The following is a 14,022-nucleotide window of genomic DNA, read 5'->3' as shown; positions in this document are numbered from 1 at the left end:
TTAAAGATATTACTGATTAATTATCGTTCTTAAACTGCTTTAGCTGTATGCAGCTTAGCGATGTCATCAGCGCTATAGCCAAGGTCAGCCAACACTTCATCAGTGTGCTCACCCAATACAGGAGATGGCTTCACTTCGATTTCCAAATCAGAGAACTTGATTGGGCTACCGATAGTCAAATACTTACCGCGCACCTTGTGATCCACTTCAACGATTGAGCCGCTCTTACGCAGGTCAGGTGAAGCAGCCAATTCTTTCATCGAGAGAACTGGGGCACATGGAATATCGAACTTGCGGAGAATATCCACAGCTTCGTACTTGGTCTTGTCTTTAAGCCAATCTTCAATTGTTGCGAAGATATCAAAAATCTTGTCTTGACGAGCTTCAGCAGTCATATAGGCCGGATCTGTTGCCCACTCTGGTTTGCCCAAAGCTTTAGTAATTGGCTCCCAAGCGTGACCTTGAATAGTGAAGTAGATGTAAGCATTTGGATCGGTTTCCCAACCTTTACACTTCAATACCCAACCTGGTTGGCCACCACCACCAGCGTTACCGCCACGTGGAACTACATCAGTGAATGATCCGTGTGGGTACTGTGGATACTCTTCCAAGTAACCCACTTTGTCCAAACGTTGTTGATCGCGCAATTTCACGCGGCACAAGTTCAATACAGCATCTTGCATAGAGCAAGAAACTTTTTGACCCTTACCAGTCTTTTGACGTTGCATCAAAGCAGTCAAAATACCGATTGCCAAGTGCATACCAGTATTAGAGTCACCCAACGCTGCAGCAGAAACTGTAGGAGGACCATCCCAGAAACCAGTAGTAGAAGCTGCACCACCAGCACACTGAGCAACGTTCTCATAAACTTTTAAGTCTTCATATGAGTGGCCATCGCTAAAACCTTTAACAGAAGCCAAGATCATTTTTGGGTTCAATTCCTGAATACGCTGCCAAGAAAAGCCCATCCGATCCAATGCGCCTGGACCAAAGTTCTCGACCATAACATCAGAAACCTTGATCATCTTCTCCAACACTTCTTTACCTTCTGGAGTTTTAGTATCGAGGGTTAATGAGCGCTTGTTGCCGTTGAGCATGGTGAAATACAAAGCATCCGCACCTGGAACGTCACGCAACTGACTACGGGTTACGTCGCCTGAACCTGGACGCTCAACCTTGATAACGTCAGCGCCATAAAAGCCCAATAACTGAGTACAGGCAGGACCTGCTTGTACGTGGGTGAAGTCAATAATGCGAATACCATCTAATGGTTTAGTCATGTTTGTTTCTCCTTAAGTGTTTCTTATTTGCTTCTAAATTAATCTGTAATTACTTCTTAGCAGCTGCTGTGGATGGGTTTAAGTTTGTTAAACGTCCACTTTCAGTACCTGCAGTTTCATCAATAACAGCATTGATGAGAGCTGGTTTACCGGCAGCAATAGCTTCTGTTAACGCTGCTTCCAATTCTGCTGGAGTGGTTACGTAGTAACCAACACCACCAAACGCTTCAATCATCTTGTCGTAACGCGCATCCTTAACAAAAACAGTCGGAGCAACATCAGCGCCGCCAGTTGGATTGACATCGGTACCACGGTATACGCCATTGTTGTTAAACACAACAGTTGTGATTGGCAAGTTGTAACGGCAAACAGTTTCGAGTTCCATGCCGCTAAAACCAAACGCACTATCGCCTTCAACCGCAACTGTTGGTAGGCCGCTAGTCACAGCAGCACCAATGGCATAGCCCATACCAATACCCATGATTCCCCAAGTACCAGAGTCAAAGCGCTTACGTGGCTTATACATATCCACAATCGCACGGCAGTAATCCAAGGTGTTTGCACCTTCGTTTACCAAATTGACATCTGGATTCTTCTTAATGACATCGCGAATCACACGCAACGCGCCATGGAAGTTCATTGGGTTAGCTTCTTTTGCCAATGTCTCAGCCATCTTGGCAGTGTTCTTGTCTTTCTTGTCGGTGATTGCAGCAATCCACTCCGCACTTGGCTTAGGAACAGCAGAAATCCCTTTCAAGAGTTCACTAACGCATGAACCAATATCACCAATTAATGGGGCAGCGATTTGCACGTTGCTATCGACCTCGTTTGCTTGAATATCGATCTGAATAAATTTCTTAGGATCTTTGCCCCAAGTCTTACCCTTACCGTGAGCAAGCAACCAGTTCAAACGTGCGCCAACCAACATTACTGCATCAGCTTCAGCCAATACAAATGAGCGCGCCGCAGAAGCAGATTGTGGATGGTTATCTGGCAATAAACCTTTAGCCATTGACATCGGCAAGTAAGGAATTCCAGATTTTTCGATCAAATCACGAATCTCTTTATCAGCTTGTGCATAAGCAGCACCTTTGCCCAAGAGAATTAATGGACGCTTAGCGCCTTTCAATACGTCTAAGGCACGCGCCACTGCATCAGCAGCTGGAATTTGACGAGGAACTGGATCGATTACTTTGAAAATAGATTTCTTAGCTTCATCAGCAGGCATTGTTTGAGCCAGCAACTGTGCTGGCAAGTCTAAGTACACGCCGCCTGGACGACCAGATACTGCTGCACGAATCGCGCGAGCAAAACCAATGCCGATATCTTCAATGTGATTAATACGGTATGCAGCTTTGCAATATGGCTTAGCAGCGTTGAGTTGATCCATCTCTTCGTAGTCACCCTGCTGTAAGTCAACGATCTCACGCTCGCTTGAGCCAGAAATCAAAATCATCGGGAAACAGTTCACCGTAGCATTTGCTAGCGCTGTTAAACCATTCAAGAAACCCGGCGCAGAAACAGTCATGCAAATACCAGGCTTTTGTGTCATGTAGCCAGCGATCGCCGCAGCGTTACCAGCATGTTGCTCGTGACGGAAACCGATAAAGCGCAAACCTTCGGCTTGTGCCAAACGACAGAGGTCAGTAATTGGAATACCAACTAGTCCGAAAATCGTATCGAGGTCATTCGCCTTTAAAGCGTCAATGACGAGATGGAAGCCATCAGTTAGTTGTGTGTTTTGGTTATCTGTTGTCATAGAATTTTTATATGAATTGCGAGTCATCACAAAGTGATGGGTCCATGCAATTTAGCTTTCGCTAGCGTCTCCAATGAAGTTATTAATCGCACTGCGGGTATTAGTCCCCGCTTAGGCAGAAATGAATATTAGGCTCGGGGTGGAGGTTCATCATTGACTTCGGTCAATTTCCCCTTAATTCAAGCCACCCAAAGGGGCGCAAACCCTTAAAACTTAGATAAATAGCTCTTTATGCTTAGTTTTAAGGCGACTCAAGGTCTCAGGGGAGAGATTGAGATAGGCGGCCAACTCCTTTTTGGGGAGTAGCTCAAATAAGTCTTCATATTTGCGCAGAAAACGCTCTACTCGACCTGGAGCATCAAGCATATGCAATGTAATCGTGTGGGCCATGATCTCACTCATCAGACGCATCACTTCGAACTCAAAGCTTTCTTTAAGGGGCTTATGCTGATCCAAGAATTCTGCCCATTTCTTGAGCGGCATTCGAGCCACTCGTGCCTTGGTTACAGAGGCAATACTGTAGGGAGCAGCAGTCTTCAGGCGCCAAGCGGCATAGCTAGTCTCAATGTCTTTTTCGATAGCGAAACGCAAAATCATCTCTTTAGCATCGGCACTAGAAACAATGCGCTTCAAAATGCCATCTAAAACAAAGTATTGTTCCATTTGATGGTCGCCCTGATGCAGCAAAATCTCTGATTTTTTGAGGTCAGAGATCTCTAAATGCCGCTCTAAGTCCGCCATCGCATCTTGATCCAAGCTTTTTAAGACTGAGTTTTGGCTCAATTGCAGGCGAATTAGGTTTTTTTCGGGGTGTTTATCTAATGCTGTCATGAATCCTTAGTCCAAGCCCATCATTGTAGGCTTTTTTAAACTACAAATTAGATAAAAACCCTAATCCCCACTGGAGTTGGGCTAGAATTGAACAGTCGTGGTGCTCTATTGCAGTGCAATAGAGTTAAACGGGAAACACTAAACGTGTGCTGCCCCCGCAACGGTAGGTAAATACGCCTTTTGCTCATTTTTTAGGCGTCAGGAATCTGACAAAGCCACTGTGCGCGTCAATCGCATGGGAAGGCCAGATTCTGATATTTACTAGCCCGGATACCGGCCAAGACAGGTGGAATTTCGAGGACGGGGACCTTCGCGCGCCGATGACAGCGCCTGGTCCTGAGATCTTGCGCCAAATTGACGTCTGAACCCCTGCACGTGAAATTCTGTTCGACCCAGCTTACGGGGAAGTGAGCTAGGCATTCGATAACAGAAAGCATTTCATGAAACAGCAGTTCAAACCAAAGCAAATCGCTCAGATTTGTGCCGCCCTTGCTTTACTCAACCCCGCTCTTTTTACATTTGCACAAAATTCTCCAACGACCGTCATCGTTACTGGCTCGCGATTTGAGGAGAATCTGAATCAAGTACCAGCAAACGTTAATATCATCACTCGCGAAGAAATAGAAAACTCTAGCTCCAACACCATTCCTCAAGTCCTGTCGCAAATTGGGGGTTTAAGAGTTAGCGGATTAAATTCTAGCTCTCTCAATCTTGATGCATCTGTTGATATGGGAGGCTTTGGACCGACGGGTAATAGCACGACTGCGGTATTAGTTGATGGCATCAGAATTAATCCGATTGATTCTGGAAATGTTGACTGGTCAACCATCCCCATAGATTCAATTGAGCGCATTGAAATACTACAAGGGGGTGCAAGCGTCCAGTATGGCAATGGCGCTGTTGGCGGAGTAATAAATATCATCACCAACGGCGGTAAAAAGAATATCAACCAAGTATCAGCTAGCTATGGAACTTGGGGTACATCCATTAATAATGCGATTTTCAGAAATACAGTTGAAAAAACCACCTTTCAAATCAGCGCAAATACTTCCAATACTAATGGTTGGAGGCCAAATACCGCAGCGAATGCCTACTCCATCGATGCGAAAATTTTCCAAGATTTAGGGGGCGGAGATCGGGCATATATTGATGTTTACTATGGATACACTAATTCAAAATTAGCCAGCCCAGTTCTCGGTCTGGTCGGTTCTGGCAATCCATTATCTGTAAGCCCAGAAGATGCGGGAAATAACTACACCACAAATAATCTAGGCTTTCGCCAGGGCCTTACTAAGAGCATGGGTGAAAACTACATATTCGAGGTCGATACTTCTTATAACAATAAAACCTCCTTCTATTACACACCTCAGGCTGATTATTTCGTCTCTTTAGACCCAAGCGATATCTATTCATATGGTTATGCTGGCAGCCCCATGAATAATAAGTTGCAAGGCTGGCAATTGGCTATTTCTCCTCGCGTTAAAGCAAATTTTGCAGGGATTGGAACAACTATTATTGGGTATGACTTTTCCAAAGCCAATCAAGCTGGAAGCAGTACTTATAGCCCGCTATCACAAAGCATCATCCTTGCCAATCAAAAAGACTATTACTACTACAACAATCTGACCCATGATTCACAAAATGCCACCCAAATTAATAATTCGGTCTATGTCATCCAAAAAATTCCATTAAGTAAAGTATTTGAAGCAAGCGGAGGATTTCGTCGTCAGGTACAGCAAGCATCGACTACAAGCACCTCAGTCTACGCAGCCAATGGAACAGTAAATAATTCTCAACAATTTGCCGCTAATGCGGGCGATATTGCCTTAAATGCAAATTACCTGCCTGGACAACATGTATATATAAAGTGGAATCAATCATTTAGATTCCCCAACGTCGATGAATATTGGGCATTTGGGACAAATCCCGATGGCGCTTATGAATTGGTTTTTAATGGGATACTGCAACCCCAAACCACGCAAACCTATGAAATAGGTGGTAACTGGTCGATCTGGAAATCAAAAATTACTTCATCTATTTTTAAATCGATGACACAAAATGAGATTAGCTACAACCCTAGTACTGGAGCTAACTACAACTCTATTTACCAAACCAATCGGGGTGGAATTTTGCTTGATGTTGCAACCAATATCACCTCCTCATTTAATGTTGGAATAGGCGGCAAATACCAAAAGTCCTATTATGCAAACGGGCCTTACTCTGGAAATCCTATTCCTATTGTTCCAGATACCTTGCTCAACGCGAGAGCAAATTACCTCATTACTAGCCGCTGGTCGGTCGGCGGCGTAGTGAACTACGTCAGTAATCAGTACTATGACTCTGCCCCAAATTACTATAGCGCTACGCCAGTAATGCCCTCCTATGTAGTTGGTGATATTTTCACCTCCTACAAGTTTATGGGCATAGAAGGTCGACTAACTATTAAAAACGTTGGAAATGCGCAGTACTCAACATATGGAACAGGGATGGGACGATTTTCAACATACTCATACTACCCAAGTGAACCGAGATCGGTTTTTGCATCCGTCAAGTACAACTTTAACTAGCCCTAATTAGGGTTTGCTCGCCGAGTTTAGATCCATTTATCCCTTGTGCGGAGATCTAAACCAGCAGTCTAGCGCCAACGCTGAGCCTGAGGCTACAATGCCAATATGAGTGAGCTTACCTCCCACCCTCAGGAATCCGAAGTCCCAGGCTTAAATGGCCTGAGGGTTTCAATTGCGCGCGTTTCTGAAAAAATTACCTTAATTCAAGATGCAGTGAAAAATCTTGCTCAAGATCGTGCGCTACAAGAAAACAAAATTGAAGATGCACAAAAACGGATTCAGCATATCCTGAGCCGTTTGCCAGAGCAGAGTGATGGTCGTCAGCTCAATCTACTTGGCGAAGTTGCCACACCAAACAATCCAGAGGATGACAATGAGCCAACAACGCATTGAAGTAAGTCTTGCTGGTCAAAAAATTACTTTAGCAACCAGTGCCGAACATGAGCCTTTGCTTCGCGCCGCTTGCGTCTTGGTGGATGAGCAAATTCAACTCGCCATTAGCGGCGGTAATCGTAGTATCGAGCGGGCCAGCATGATGGCTGCACTCAAAATTGCTGGTGACTTAATTACATTACAGAAAAATCAATCACAACAAAGTGCCTCTTCAAATGTCAGCACCGATGAAGTAGCGAGACTTCAAGCTGAAATCCATACCCTTGAAGATCAAGTAGATGCTTTGCTGCAAACCCTTTCCCTGCCTGGTTCGCCAAGGCCAATAGTTCCTTGAACCGATGCGCAAGCATCCGGAACGATCTTTACCTTGTGGGCGTGAGCGTTTTGCTGGTTCACAGTGCCAACTTAGACTTGGTCACTCCCTGAATCACTTAATGCACCCGAAACAGAGTAGCCGTTCCACCTTGAACCTTAGGGTTCAGGATGACGGCCTAGCGGCTAAGGCGGGGAATTCATGTTACTAACTGATATTGCAATGCTGATGTTATGCGGTAGCATCGCAGGTTTTCTGGCGGGGCTTCTTGGCATAGGGGGCGGCATGATTCTTGTGCCCTTCATGATCTTAGTATTCAACCATCTGAATTTTGATCAAAGCGTTATCGTGCACATGGCAATTGCAACCGGTATGGCTACCATTCTATTTACAACAACCTCTGCAATTTGGGCGCATCACAAACATGGCTCGATTGATTGGAAGCTGGTTGCTGCATTTAGCCCTGGATTGGTTGCGGGGAGTCTTATTGGTGGAAGTGAAATTTTTGAGGCACTCAATACTTCATGGCTATCGCTCTTTTTTGCCATCTTCATTGTTTACACCTCTATTCAGATGATTCTCAATAAAAAACCGGGGGTAGGCCGTGAGTTACCGGGCAAACTAGGATTATTTTCATTCGGAGCCTTTGCAGGCTGCCTATCCAGCTTAGTTGGCGCAGGCGGCGCATTTATTACAGTGCCATTTATGCTCTGGTGCAACGTTAAACCCCACGTCGCAATGGCAAGCTCTTCTGGCCTAGGATTTCCAATTGCAGCAGCAGCAACCATAGGTTATATGTATGGTAGCTGGGACTACCCCAACCTTCCTGCTGGATCATTAGGTTTTGTGTACGTGCCAGCCGTTGCTTGCATTGTGGCAGTCAGTATCTTCACTGCTCCACTAGGAGCCAAGATGGCGCGCAAGCTTAATGTTGCTCAGCTCAAACGCATCTTCGGCGTCATGTTGTTTTTCCTTGCAGCGTTCATGTTCAATGAAAGCCGCAAGGCATTTGGCTTCTAATTACTGCGTGTACTGCTGACGCAGGATATTCTTTTGCACCTTACCCATCGCATTACGCGGTAAGTCAGTAACAATTTCCAAGCGCTTTGGTATCTTAAAATTAGCAATCTGCGTTTTGAGTGTTGCAATCATTGCCTCTGCATTTAACTTCGCGCCAGCTTTAGGCACCACTATCGCCATCACAGCCTCGCCAAAGTCCGGATGCGGAATGCCAATCACGGCACTCTCATCTACGCCATCCATATCGTCAATAAAGCCTTCGATTTCTTTTGGATATACGTTGTAACCACCAGAAATAATGAGATCTTTACTGCGACCAACGATGCATAAGTAGTCTTTTGGCGCTTTGCCGCCATTGGCATCACCACCCCAACGCCCAACATCACCAGTCTTAAACCAACCATCTTTCGTAAATTCTTCTGCAGTCTTCTCGGGCATGCGCCAGTAGCCCTTAAATATATTTGGGCCTTTGACTTGGATGCTACCAATTTCATCTACACCACATGGCTTATTGTTTTCATTTACAACCCTCACCTTGACACCAGGCAATGGCAAGCCAACAGAACCGCCGACACGAGCACCCTTATAGGGATTAGAAACCAACATGACTGTTTCACTCATACCATAACGCTCCAAGATTGGCTGACCAATTACTTGCTTAAAGGTATTAAATGTTTCTGTCAATAATGGTGCTGAACCAGAAATAAACAAGCGCATATTACGCGCCACCTTCTTGTCAAAACCTTTGTCAGCCAACAAACGTACATAGAAAGTAGGTACGCCCATCATTACTGTGGATGCAGGCATATGCTTAATCAGTTGAGCAGTATCTAAACGCGGCAACCAAATCATCTTACTACCGTTAATCAATGCGCCATGAGCTGCGACAAATAATCCATGAACGTGGAAAATGGGCAATGCGTGCAGTAGCACATCCCCTTTTTTCCAACCCCAGAATTTTTGCAACACTTGGGCATTGCTACCTAAGTTTTTATGCGTCAGCATCGCGCCCTTGCTGCGGCCAGTAGTGCCTGAGGTATACAGAATAGCTGCGAGGTCATCGTCTTTAGCGGGAAGAGTTGTGAACTTATCACTCAAACTACCTGCACGCTCTAGCAATGTGCCTGTGCGATTTTCGTCGAGGGTCAGGACATGCTTGGTACCTGCTTTGGCGGCTACCTTAGATACCCAAGAATAATTCTTACTACTGCACACCACTACTGCCGGCTCAGCATTCTCTAGAAAGTATTGAATTTCAGCAGACTGGTAGGCGGTATTGAGCGGCAGATATACATAACCAGCACGAATCGTAGCTAAATATAAAAAGAGAGCCTCAGGAGATTTCTCAACCTGGACAGCAACCCGAGAACCAGCAGGAAGCTTCAGACTCTTGAGCAGGTTTGCCATCTTGGCGGTAGCACCCTCAAGGTCAGCCCAGGAGTAATACAAGCCATCATGCGTTTCTAACGCGCAGGCTTTCTTATCTTTTGGAAATCCCTTTTCCAATAAAGAATATAAATTCATGAGACTCTCAAATCCAACTATTAATAATGATTAGCAATGCAGGTATTAATCCAATTTGGCGCCAGAAGCTTTCGCTACTGCAGCCCAGCGCTTGATATCGGCACTTACAAACTTGCCGAACGCATCACCAGATAAATTGGGAGTTTCAGAACCATTATTAGTCCAAATTGTTTTCAACTCTGGGGTATTAAGCGCTTTTTGAACCTCAGTAATCATTTTGTCGATGATTGGCTGAGGAGTTCCTTTAGGAGCAAAGAGACCATACCAAGTGGAAACTTCATAACCAACTAAACCTGCTTCTGCAGCTGTCGGAACATCCGGAAAGCCTGGGGCACGTTTTTGCGAAGCTACCGCTAGAGCAACAATGGCACCATTTTTAATTTGTGGTGAGGATGAGCCCAGACCGTCAAACTCAATATCAACTTGTCCGGCAATTAAATCCTGCATGGCTGGGCCAGCACCACGGTACGGAATATGAGTGATAAAGGTTTTGGTCAACATCTTGAATTGCTCACCAGCTAAGTGGTGTGTAGAGCCGTTACCAGCACTGGCGTAGTTAAATTTGCCAGGATTCTTTTTCAGAAGCTCAATAAATTCTTTGAGGTTCTTAACTTGAACATTCTTAGGATTCACTACGATGACCTGAGGTGGGCTTGCAATCATCGCCACCGGTATAAAGCTCTTTTCAATGTCGTAATCCAGATTTGGATACATTGATGGTGCAATAGCGTGATGGGCAGCGCCAACAAAAAAGTTGTACCCGTCTGGAGAAGCCTTAGAGGCAATGGAAGCGCCCAATGTTCCACCAGCGCCACCACGATTATCGATCACAATTTGCTTACCGAGTTGTTTAGTCAGCTGAGTAGCCAAGGGTCTTGCAAATGCATCTGTACCACCACCCGCAGGAAATGGAACGATAAAGGTAATAGGCTTATTGGGCCACTCTTGTGCCATTACCGCGAGCGGTGCTGCACAAATCAAAAATAGTGCTTTCTTTAAAAAAGCGGTAACTCTAGATTGCTTCATCATTATTTGTCTCCTCCACTTGCCATTTTTATTGGCTATATATTCAACACTTAAACATCAATAACACTTTGATTATTGATACCTTAGCTGCCAAGCTTACTCCATCTAGCCCCAAGACGAATACTCTACGGACTCTGCCTTGGTAAGTCTCCTCCAAAACTCTTCATCAGGGGGTCATTAAACGGCCCACCGCCCTTGAATAATCAATCTCCCCCAGGGTAAACCGCTCGTGGTTTTCCTCTACGGAAGAAAGATCGTATAAATAGTTCACCATTAATGCTGCTGATTGGCGCAAACCCTTGCGAGAAAGGTCTCCTGCCCAATTAATTTGATGCAATCTTGCGCCATTGCCCAGGTGAAACTTAGCCACCGGATTGCCATTGCGGCCAGCAGAACCAAGACCTAAATAAATACTCGCCAGACACATTAATGCAGATTTTTCTTTTTCAGTCGCATTATCAGGATGCCATCCAGAACTTAAGCGCTCAGTCCAAGACCGCTTTTCTAGGCCGATAATTTCTAATGCTTGCTCACGTGCAGTTCTAATGGCAGGCTTGAGTTGCACGCTAGCTTTTTCACCACCAATATCAGCACCACTCGCTACCCAATCAATAAATCCAGGAATCGGTGACAAGGTCACAAAAGTTTTTAGACTGGGGAACTCTGCATGCAATTGCTCAGCAACCCGCTTAATTAAGAAGTTACCCATAGAGACACCGCGTAACCCAGGTTCGCAGTTACTGATGGAGTAAAAGGCTGCTACTTTGTAATTAGAGGTTTGATGAACTGTTTCCGCTTTTTTTATCCACAAGCGGTGTAATCACAGCAGGGATCTCAGGCAGCAATGCCACCTCAACGAAGATCAATGGTTCATTAGGTAACTGAGGATGAAAGAAGGCAAAACATCTACGATCAGGCTGCAGACGCCGGCGCAGGTCATCCCAGCCATCAATCGCATGCACCGCTTCATGCTGAATGAGTTTTTCCAAGACTTCTGCAGGCGATTTCCAATCAACCCGATGCATCTTCAAAAAGCCAGGATTAAACCAAGAAGAAAGCAGATGACGTAAGTCAAAATCTACTGCGGTTAACTCAGGCTGTTTATCTAGTAGCTGCAAAAGATCGCGGCGCATTGCCACTAATGCAGCAGTACCATCTGTTGCGCGATTTAGGCGACGAAATAATTCTTGTCGTGGTGGCTCAGTAACCCGCTGCAATTTAATATAGTTGCGAGCATTACCTTCCACAGAAAAATTTTGCGCTGCAGCCATTACTGCTGCAGGATCTGGATTAAGCTTTTGAAATAAGAAAGTAAAAAACTTTGCGTGTTGATCTTTGGATAACTTGCGATAGTTATGAATGACCTCATCAGCCATACTGACGGCATTTGACTCGCCGCGCTCAGAAATGAGGCGATTGACCGCGCCGGTAACGCGCGAAAAATATCGGGCTTTTGCTAACTTTTCAAGCATGAGATCTTTTCAGAAATACTGATGAGGGAAAGCTCAGATTTAATGTATTCCTGTAGGGATATGAAATCAATTAAGTTAAATGCAGAATCATTAACCTAAAGTTAACAGAATTACCCAGAACATGCAGAGAATTAATTATTTTTGCGATGCAACATACGGGCTTCAGCCGCTAAAGCCAAAATATTGGGGTTCGATTCATTAGCCTGCAGGTATAAAAGGCCAATACGCTGAATCACTCGGTATTTAGGCATAAGAGGGGTAAATTCAATGGTATTTCCCATCAAGGCTTTGACCCTGCCAGGCAACAAAGATCTGCCCAGGTCTCCAGAGACCATATTCATCAACGAAAAGATATCCCCCACCTTCATCACAACTTTGGGCTTAAACCCGGCAAGCTGGAAAGCATCAAAAAAGCCTGAGGTGGTTGCAAAACCATCTTGCAGTGTCAAAAATTTCTCTTCCCGATACTGAGATAAATCAATGCTGGCTTCGCTTGGTTTATTTTTCTTCGAGGAGGCCAAAAATAAATCGTCTTCAAACAGAGGAACAACCTGAACCCCATCTGGCAGATTGGTTGAGGGGACTGCAATCACAACTGCATCCACAGTTCCCTCGGATAACTTATTCATCAGATCTTCATTGGAGCCAAGATATAAATCAATATCCAAATCTGGTCTTCGAATCTTAGTCCCCATAATGATTCTCGGAATAATGTTCGCAGTCAAAGAGTACATCGAACCCAAGCGAATTTGACCAATCTCAACACCCGCCTTCGATCTTGTCTTTTTCAGAATTCGATCAATGTCTCCAAGTAAGTCTATGCTTGCCTCAGCAAGATAGACGGCAGCAGGCAGGGCCTTTAATTGACGTCCTTCTTTAACAAATAGAGGACAAGCTATGCCGGTCTCTAAAGAGTGAAGTGCCTTGTGAATACTGACAGAGCTTAGGCGTAATTCCTCGGCAGTTTTAACCAGACTCCCCGTCCTTACAAAGGAACATAGAATTTCTAACTTACGAAGGGTGACTTCTTCGTTCAACATGGTTAATTAGGCTGACTTTGATTTAAATGCTGTCATGAGGTAGAGACCGAAGAGAATCATCGGCAAACATAACCATTGCCCCATTGATAAGCCCAAGCCCAGTAGCCCGAGGAAGGTGTCTGGTTCACGCGCATATTCCGCCAAGAAGCGACAGACACCATAACCTAATAAGAAAAGTCCTGAGACCTGCCCTACACGATGCTGCTTGCTAGAGTAAATCCATAGCACTACTCCCAACAAAATACCTTCGCCTAGAAATTGGTAGATTTGAGATGGGTGACGCGGGATATTATCGACCATTGGAAACACCATGGCCCAAGGCAGATCTGCAGGACGCCCCCACAACTCGCCATTAATAAAGTTGCCTAAGCGACCAAAGGCCAAACCAAAGGGCACTAGGGGCGCTACCAAATCACTCACTACAAAAAAAGTAGTGTTCCGTTTTTTCGCAAACCAATACAAGGCAGCCAGGACACCCAATAAACCGCCGTGGAAAGACATACCACCTTCCCATATTTTCAGAATATCTAAAGGATTAGCAAGATAATGGCCGGGCATATAAAACAGGACATAACCTAGACGACCGCCGAGAACAACGCCTAAGACGCCTGCGAATAATAGATCTTCCAAATCCTTATAGCCCCAAGCTAATGCTTGATAGCGTGGCGCACGGATCCGTAAACGACCTAATAGTAAAAACTGTGCAAAGGCCATGAGATACATCAGACCATACCAATGAATCGCAAATGATCCAATGCGAATTGCGGCTGGATCAAACTGAGGATGAATCAACATAC

Annotated in this window: 12 protein-coding genes, 1 other RNA gene, 1 pseudogene and 1 riboswitch; of the genes and pseudogenes, 5 read left to right on the top strand and 9 right to left on the bottom strand. The window is 45.0% G+C overall.

What is annotated here, in order from left to right; all coding sequences use genetic code 11:
- Positions 1–29: 29 nt before the first annotated feature.
- From frc to B6A14_RS00645, 3 genes are all read right to left on the bottom strand, one after another.
- On the bottom strand, positions 30–1,280 hold the full coding sequence (gene frc / locus B6A14_RS00655; protein WP_087908555.1) for a formyl-CoA transferase: 1,251 nt from the start codon (positions 1,278–1,280) through the stop codon (positions 30–32).
- Positions 1,281–1,329: 49 nt separating this feature from the next.
- A complete protein-coding gene (gene oxc / locus B6A14_RS00650; protein ID WP_201721441.1) occupies positions 1,330–3,039 on the bottom strand; it encodes an oxalyl-CoA decarboxylase in 1,710 nt (569 codons plus the stop codon).
- Positions 3,040–3,252: 213 nt separating this feature from the next.
- The gene (locus B6A14_RS00645; RefSeq protein WP_087908553.1) at positions 3,253–3,870 is read right to left on the bottom strand and encodes a Crp/Fnr family transcriptional regulator; all 618 of its coding nucleotides are present in this window, start codon (positions 3,868–3,870) and stop codon (positions 3,253–3,255) included.
- Between the two features lie 81 nt (positions 3,871–3,951).
- Positions 3,952–4,166: riboswitch (cobalamin riboswitch) on the top strand.
- A gap of 144 nt (positions 4,167–4,310) precedes the next feature.
- On the opposite strand from B6A14_RS00645, the gene B6A14_RS00640 reads away from it, so the two are divergent.
- From B6A14_RS00640 to B6A14_RS00620, 5 genes and pseudogenes are all read left to right on the top strand, one after another.
- Entirely contained in the window at positions 4,311–6,437 is a 2,127-nt protein-coding gene (locus B6A14_RS00640; RefSeq protein ID WP_087908552.1) for a TonB-dependent receptor, read from the top strand.
- A 105-nt stretch (positions 6,438–6,542) separates the two neighbouring features.
- Positions 6,543–6,830, top strand: a complete 288-nt coding sequence (locus B6A14_RS00635; protein ID WP_087908551.1) for a hypothetical protein — start codon at positions 6,543–6,545, stop codon at positions 6,828–6,830.
- Positions 6,751–7,026 (top strand): annotated as a pseudogene (locus B6A14_RS10560) (cell division protein ZapA); the annotation flags it as partial. The gene B6A14_RS00635 and the pseudogene B6A14_RS10560, both read left to right, overlap by 80 nt.
- A gap of 99 nt (positions 7,027–7,125) precedes the next feature.
- A non-coding RNA gene (gene ssrS, locus B6A14_RS00625) (6S RNA) lies at positions 7,126–7,344 on the top strand.
- Positions 7,345–8,163 (top strand): sulfite exporter TauE/SafE family protein, encoded by an 819-nt coding sequence (locus B6A14_RS00620; protein ID WP_087908550.1) that lies wholly within the window; start codon positions 7,345–7,347, stop codon positions 8,161–8,163. It begins immediately after the preceding RNA gene.
- Here B6A14_RS00620 and B6A14_RS00615 read toward each other — a convergent pair whose 3' ends face one another.
- The 6 genes from B6A14_RS00615 to lgt all read right to left on the bottom strand — a co-directional run bounded on the left by B6A14_RS00615 (position 8,164) and on the right by lgt (position 14,020).
- Positions 8,164–9,687 (bottom strand): malonate--CoA ligase, encoded by a 1,524-nt coding sequence (locus B6A14_RS00615; protein ID WP_087908549.1) that lies wholly within the window; start codon positions 9,685–9,687, stop codon positions 8,164–8,166.
- A 45-nt stretch (positions 9,688–9,732) separates the two neighbouring features.
- The gene (locus tag B6A14_RS00610) at positions 9,733–10,713 is read right to left on the bottom strand and encodes a Bug family tripartite tricarboxylate transporter substrate binding protein (protein WP_201721448.1); all 981 of its coding nucleotides are present in this window, start codon (positions 10,711–10,713) and stop codon (positions 9,733–9,735) included.
- A gap of 166 nt (positions 10,714–10,879) precedes the next feature.
- A complete protein-coding gene (locus B6A14_RS10440; protein WP_269088033.1) occupies positions 10,880–11,524 on the bottom strand; it encodes a malonyl-CoA decarboxylase domain-containing protein in 645 nt (214 codons plus the stop codon).
- Positions 11,484–12,185: a malonyl-CoA decarboxylase domain-containing protein gene (locus tag B6A14_RS10435; protein ID WP_269088032.1), complete on the bottom strand. Its 702-nt coding sequence runs from the start codon at positions 12,183–12,185 to the stop codon at positions 11,484–11,486. The genes B6A14_RS10440 and B6A14_RS10435 overlap by 41 nt, the downstream gene beginning before the upstream one ends.
- A gap of 131 nt (positions 12,186–12,316) precedes the next feature.
- Positions 12,317–13,225 (bottom strand): LysR family transcriptional regulator, encoded by a 909-nt coding sequence (locus B6A14_RS00600; RefSeq protein WP_087908547.1) that lies wholly within the window; start codon positions 13,223–13,225, stop codon positions 12,317–12,319.
- A 6-nt stretch (positions 13,226–13,231) separates the two neighbouring features.
- Positions 13,232–14,020 (bottom strand): prolipoprotein diacylglyceryl transferase, encoded by a 789-nt coding sequence (gene lgt / locus B6A14_RS00595; RefSeq protein WP_087908546.1) that lies wholly within the window; start codon positions 14,018–14,020, stop codon positions 13,232–13,234.
- Between the last annotated feature and the right edge of the window lie 2 nt (positions 14,021–14,022).

Origin of the sequence: Polynucleobacter hirudinilacicola (assembly GCF_002192535.1) — a bacterium.
GTDB classification, from domain to species: domain Bacteria; phylum Pseudomonadota; class Gammaproteobacteria; order Burkholderiales; family Burkholderiaceae; genus Polynucleobacter; species Polynucleobacter hirudinilacicola.
Note: the sequence above shows the minus strand (reverse complement) of the source record. Positions and strands in the feature narration are given on the sequence as shown.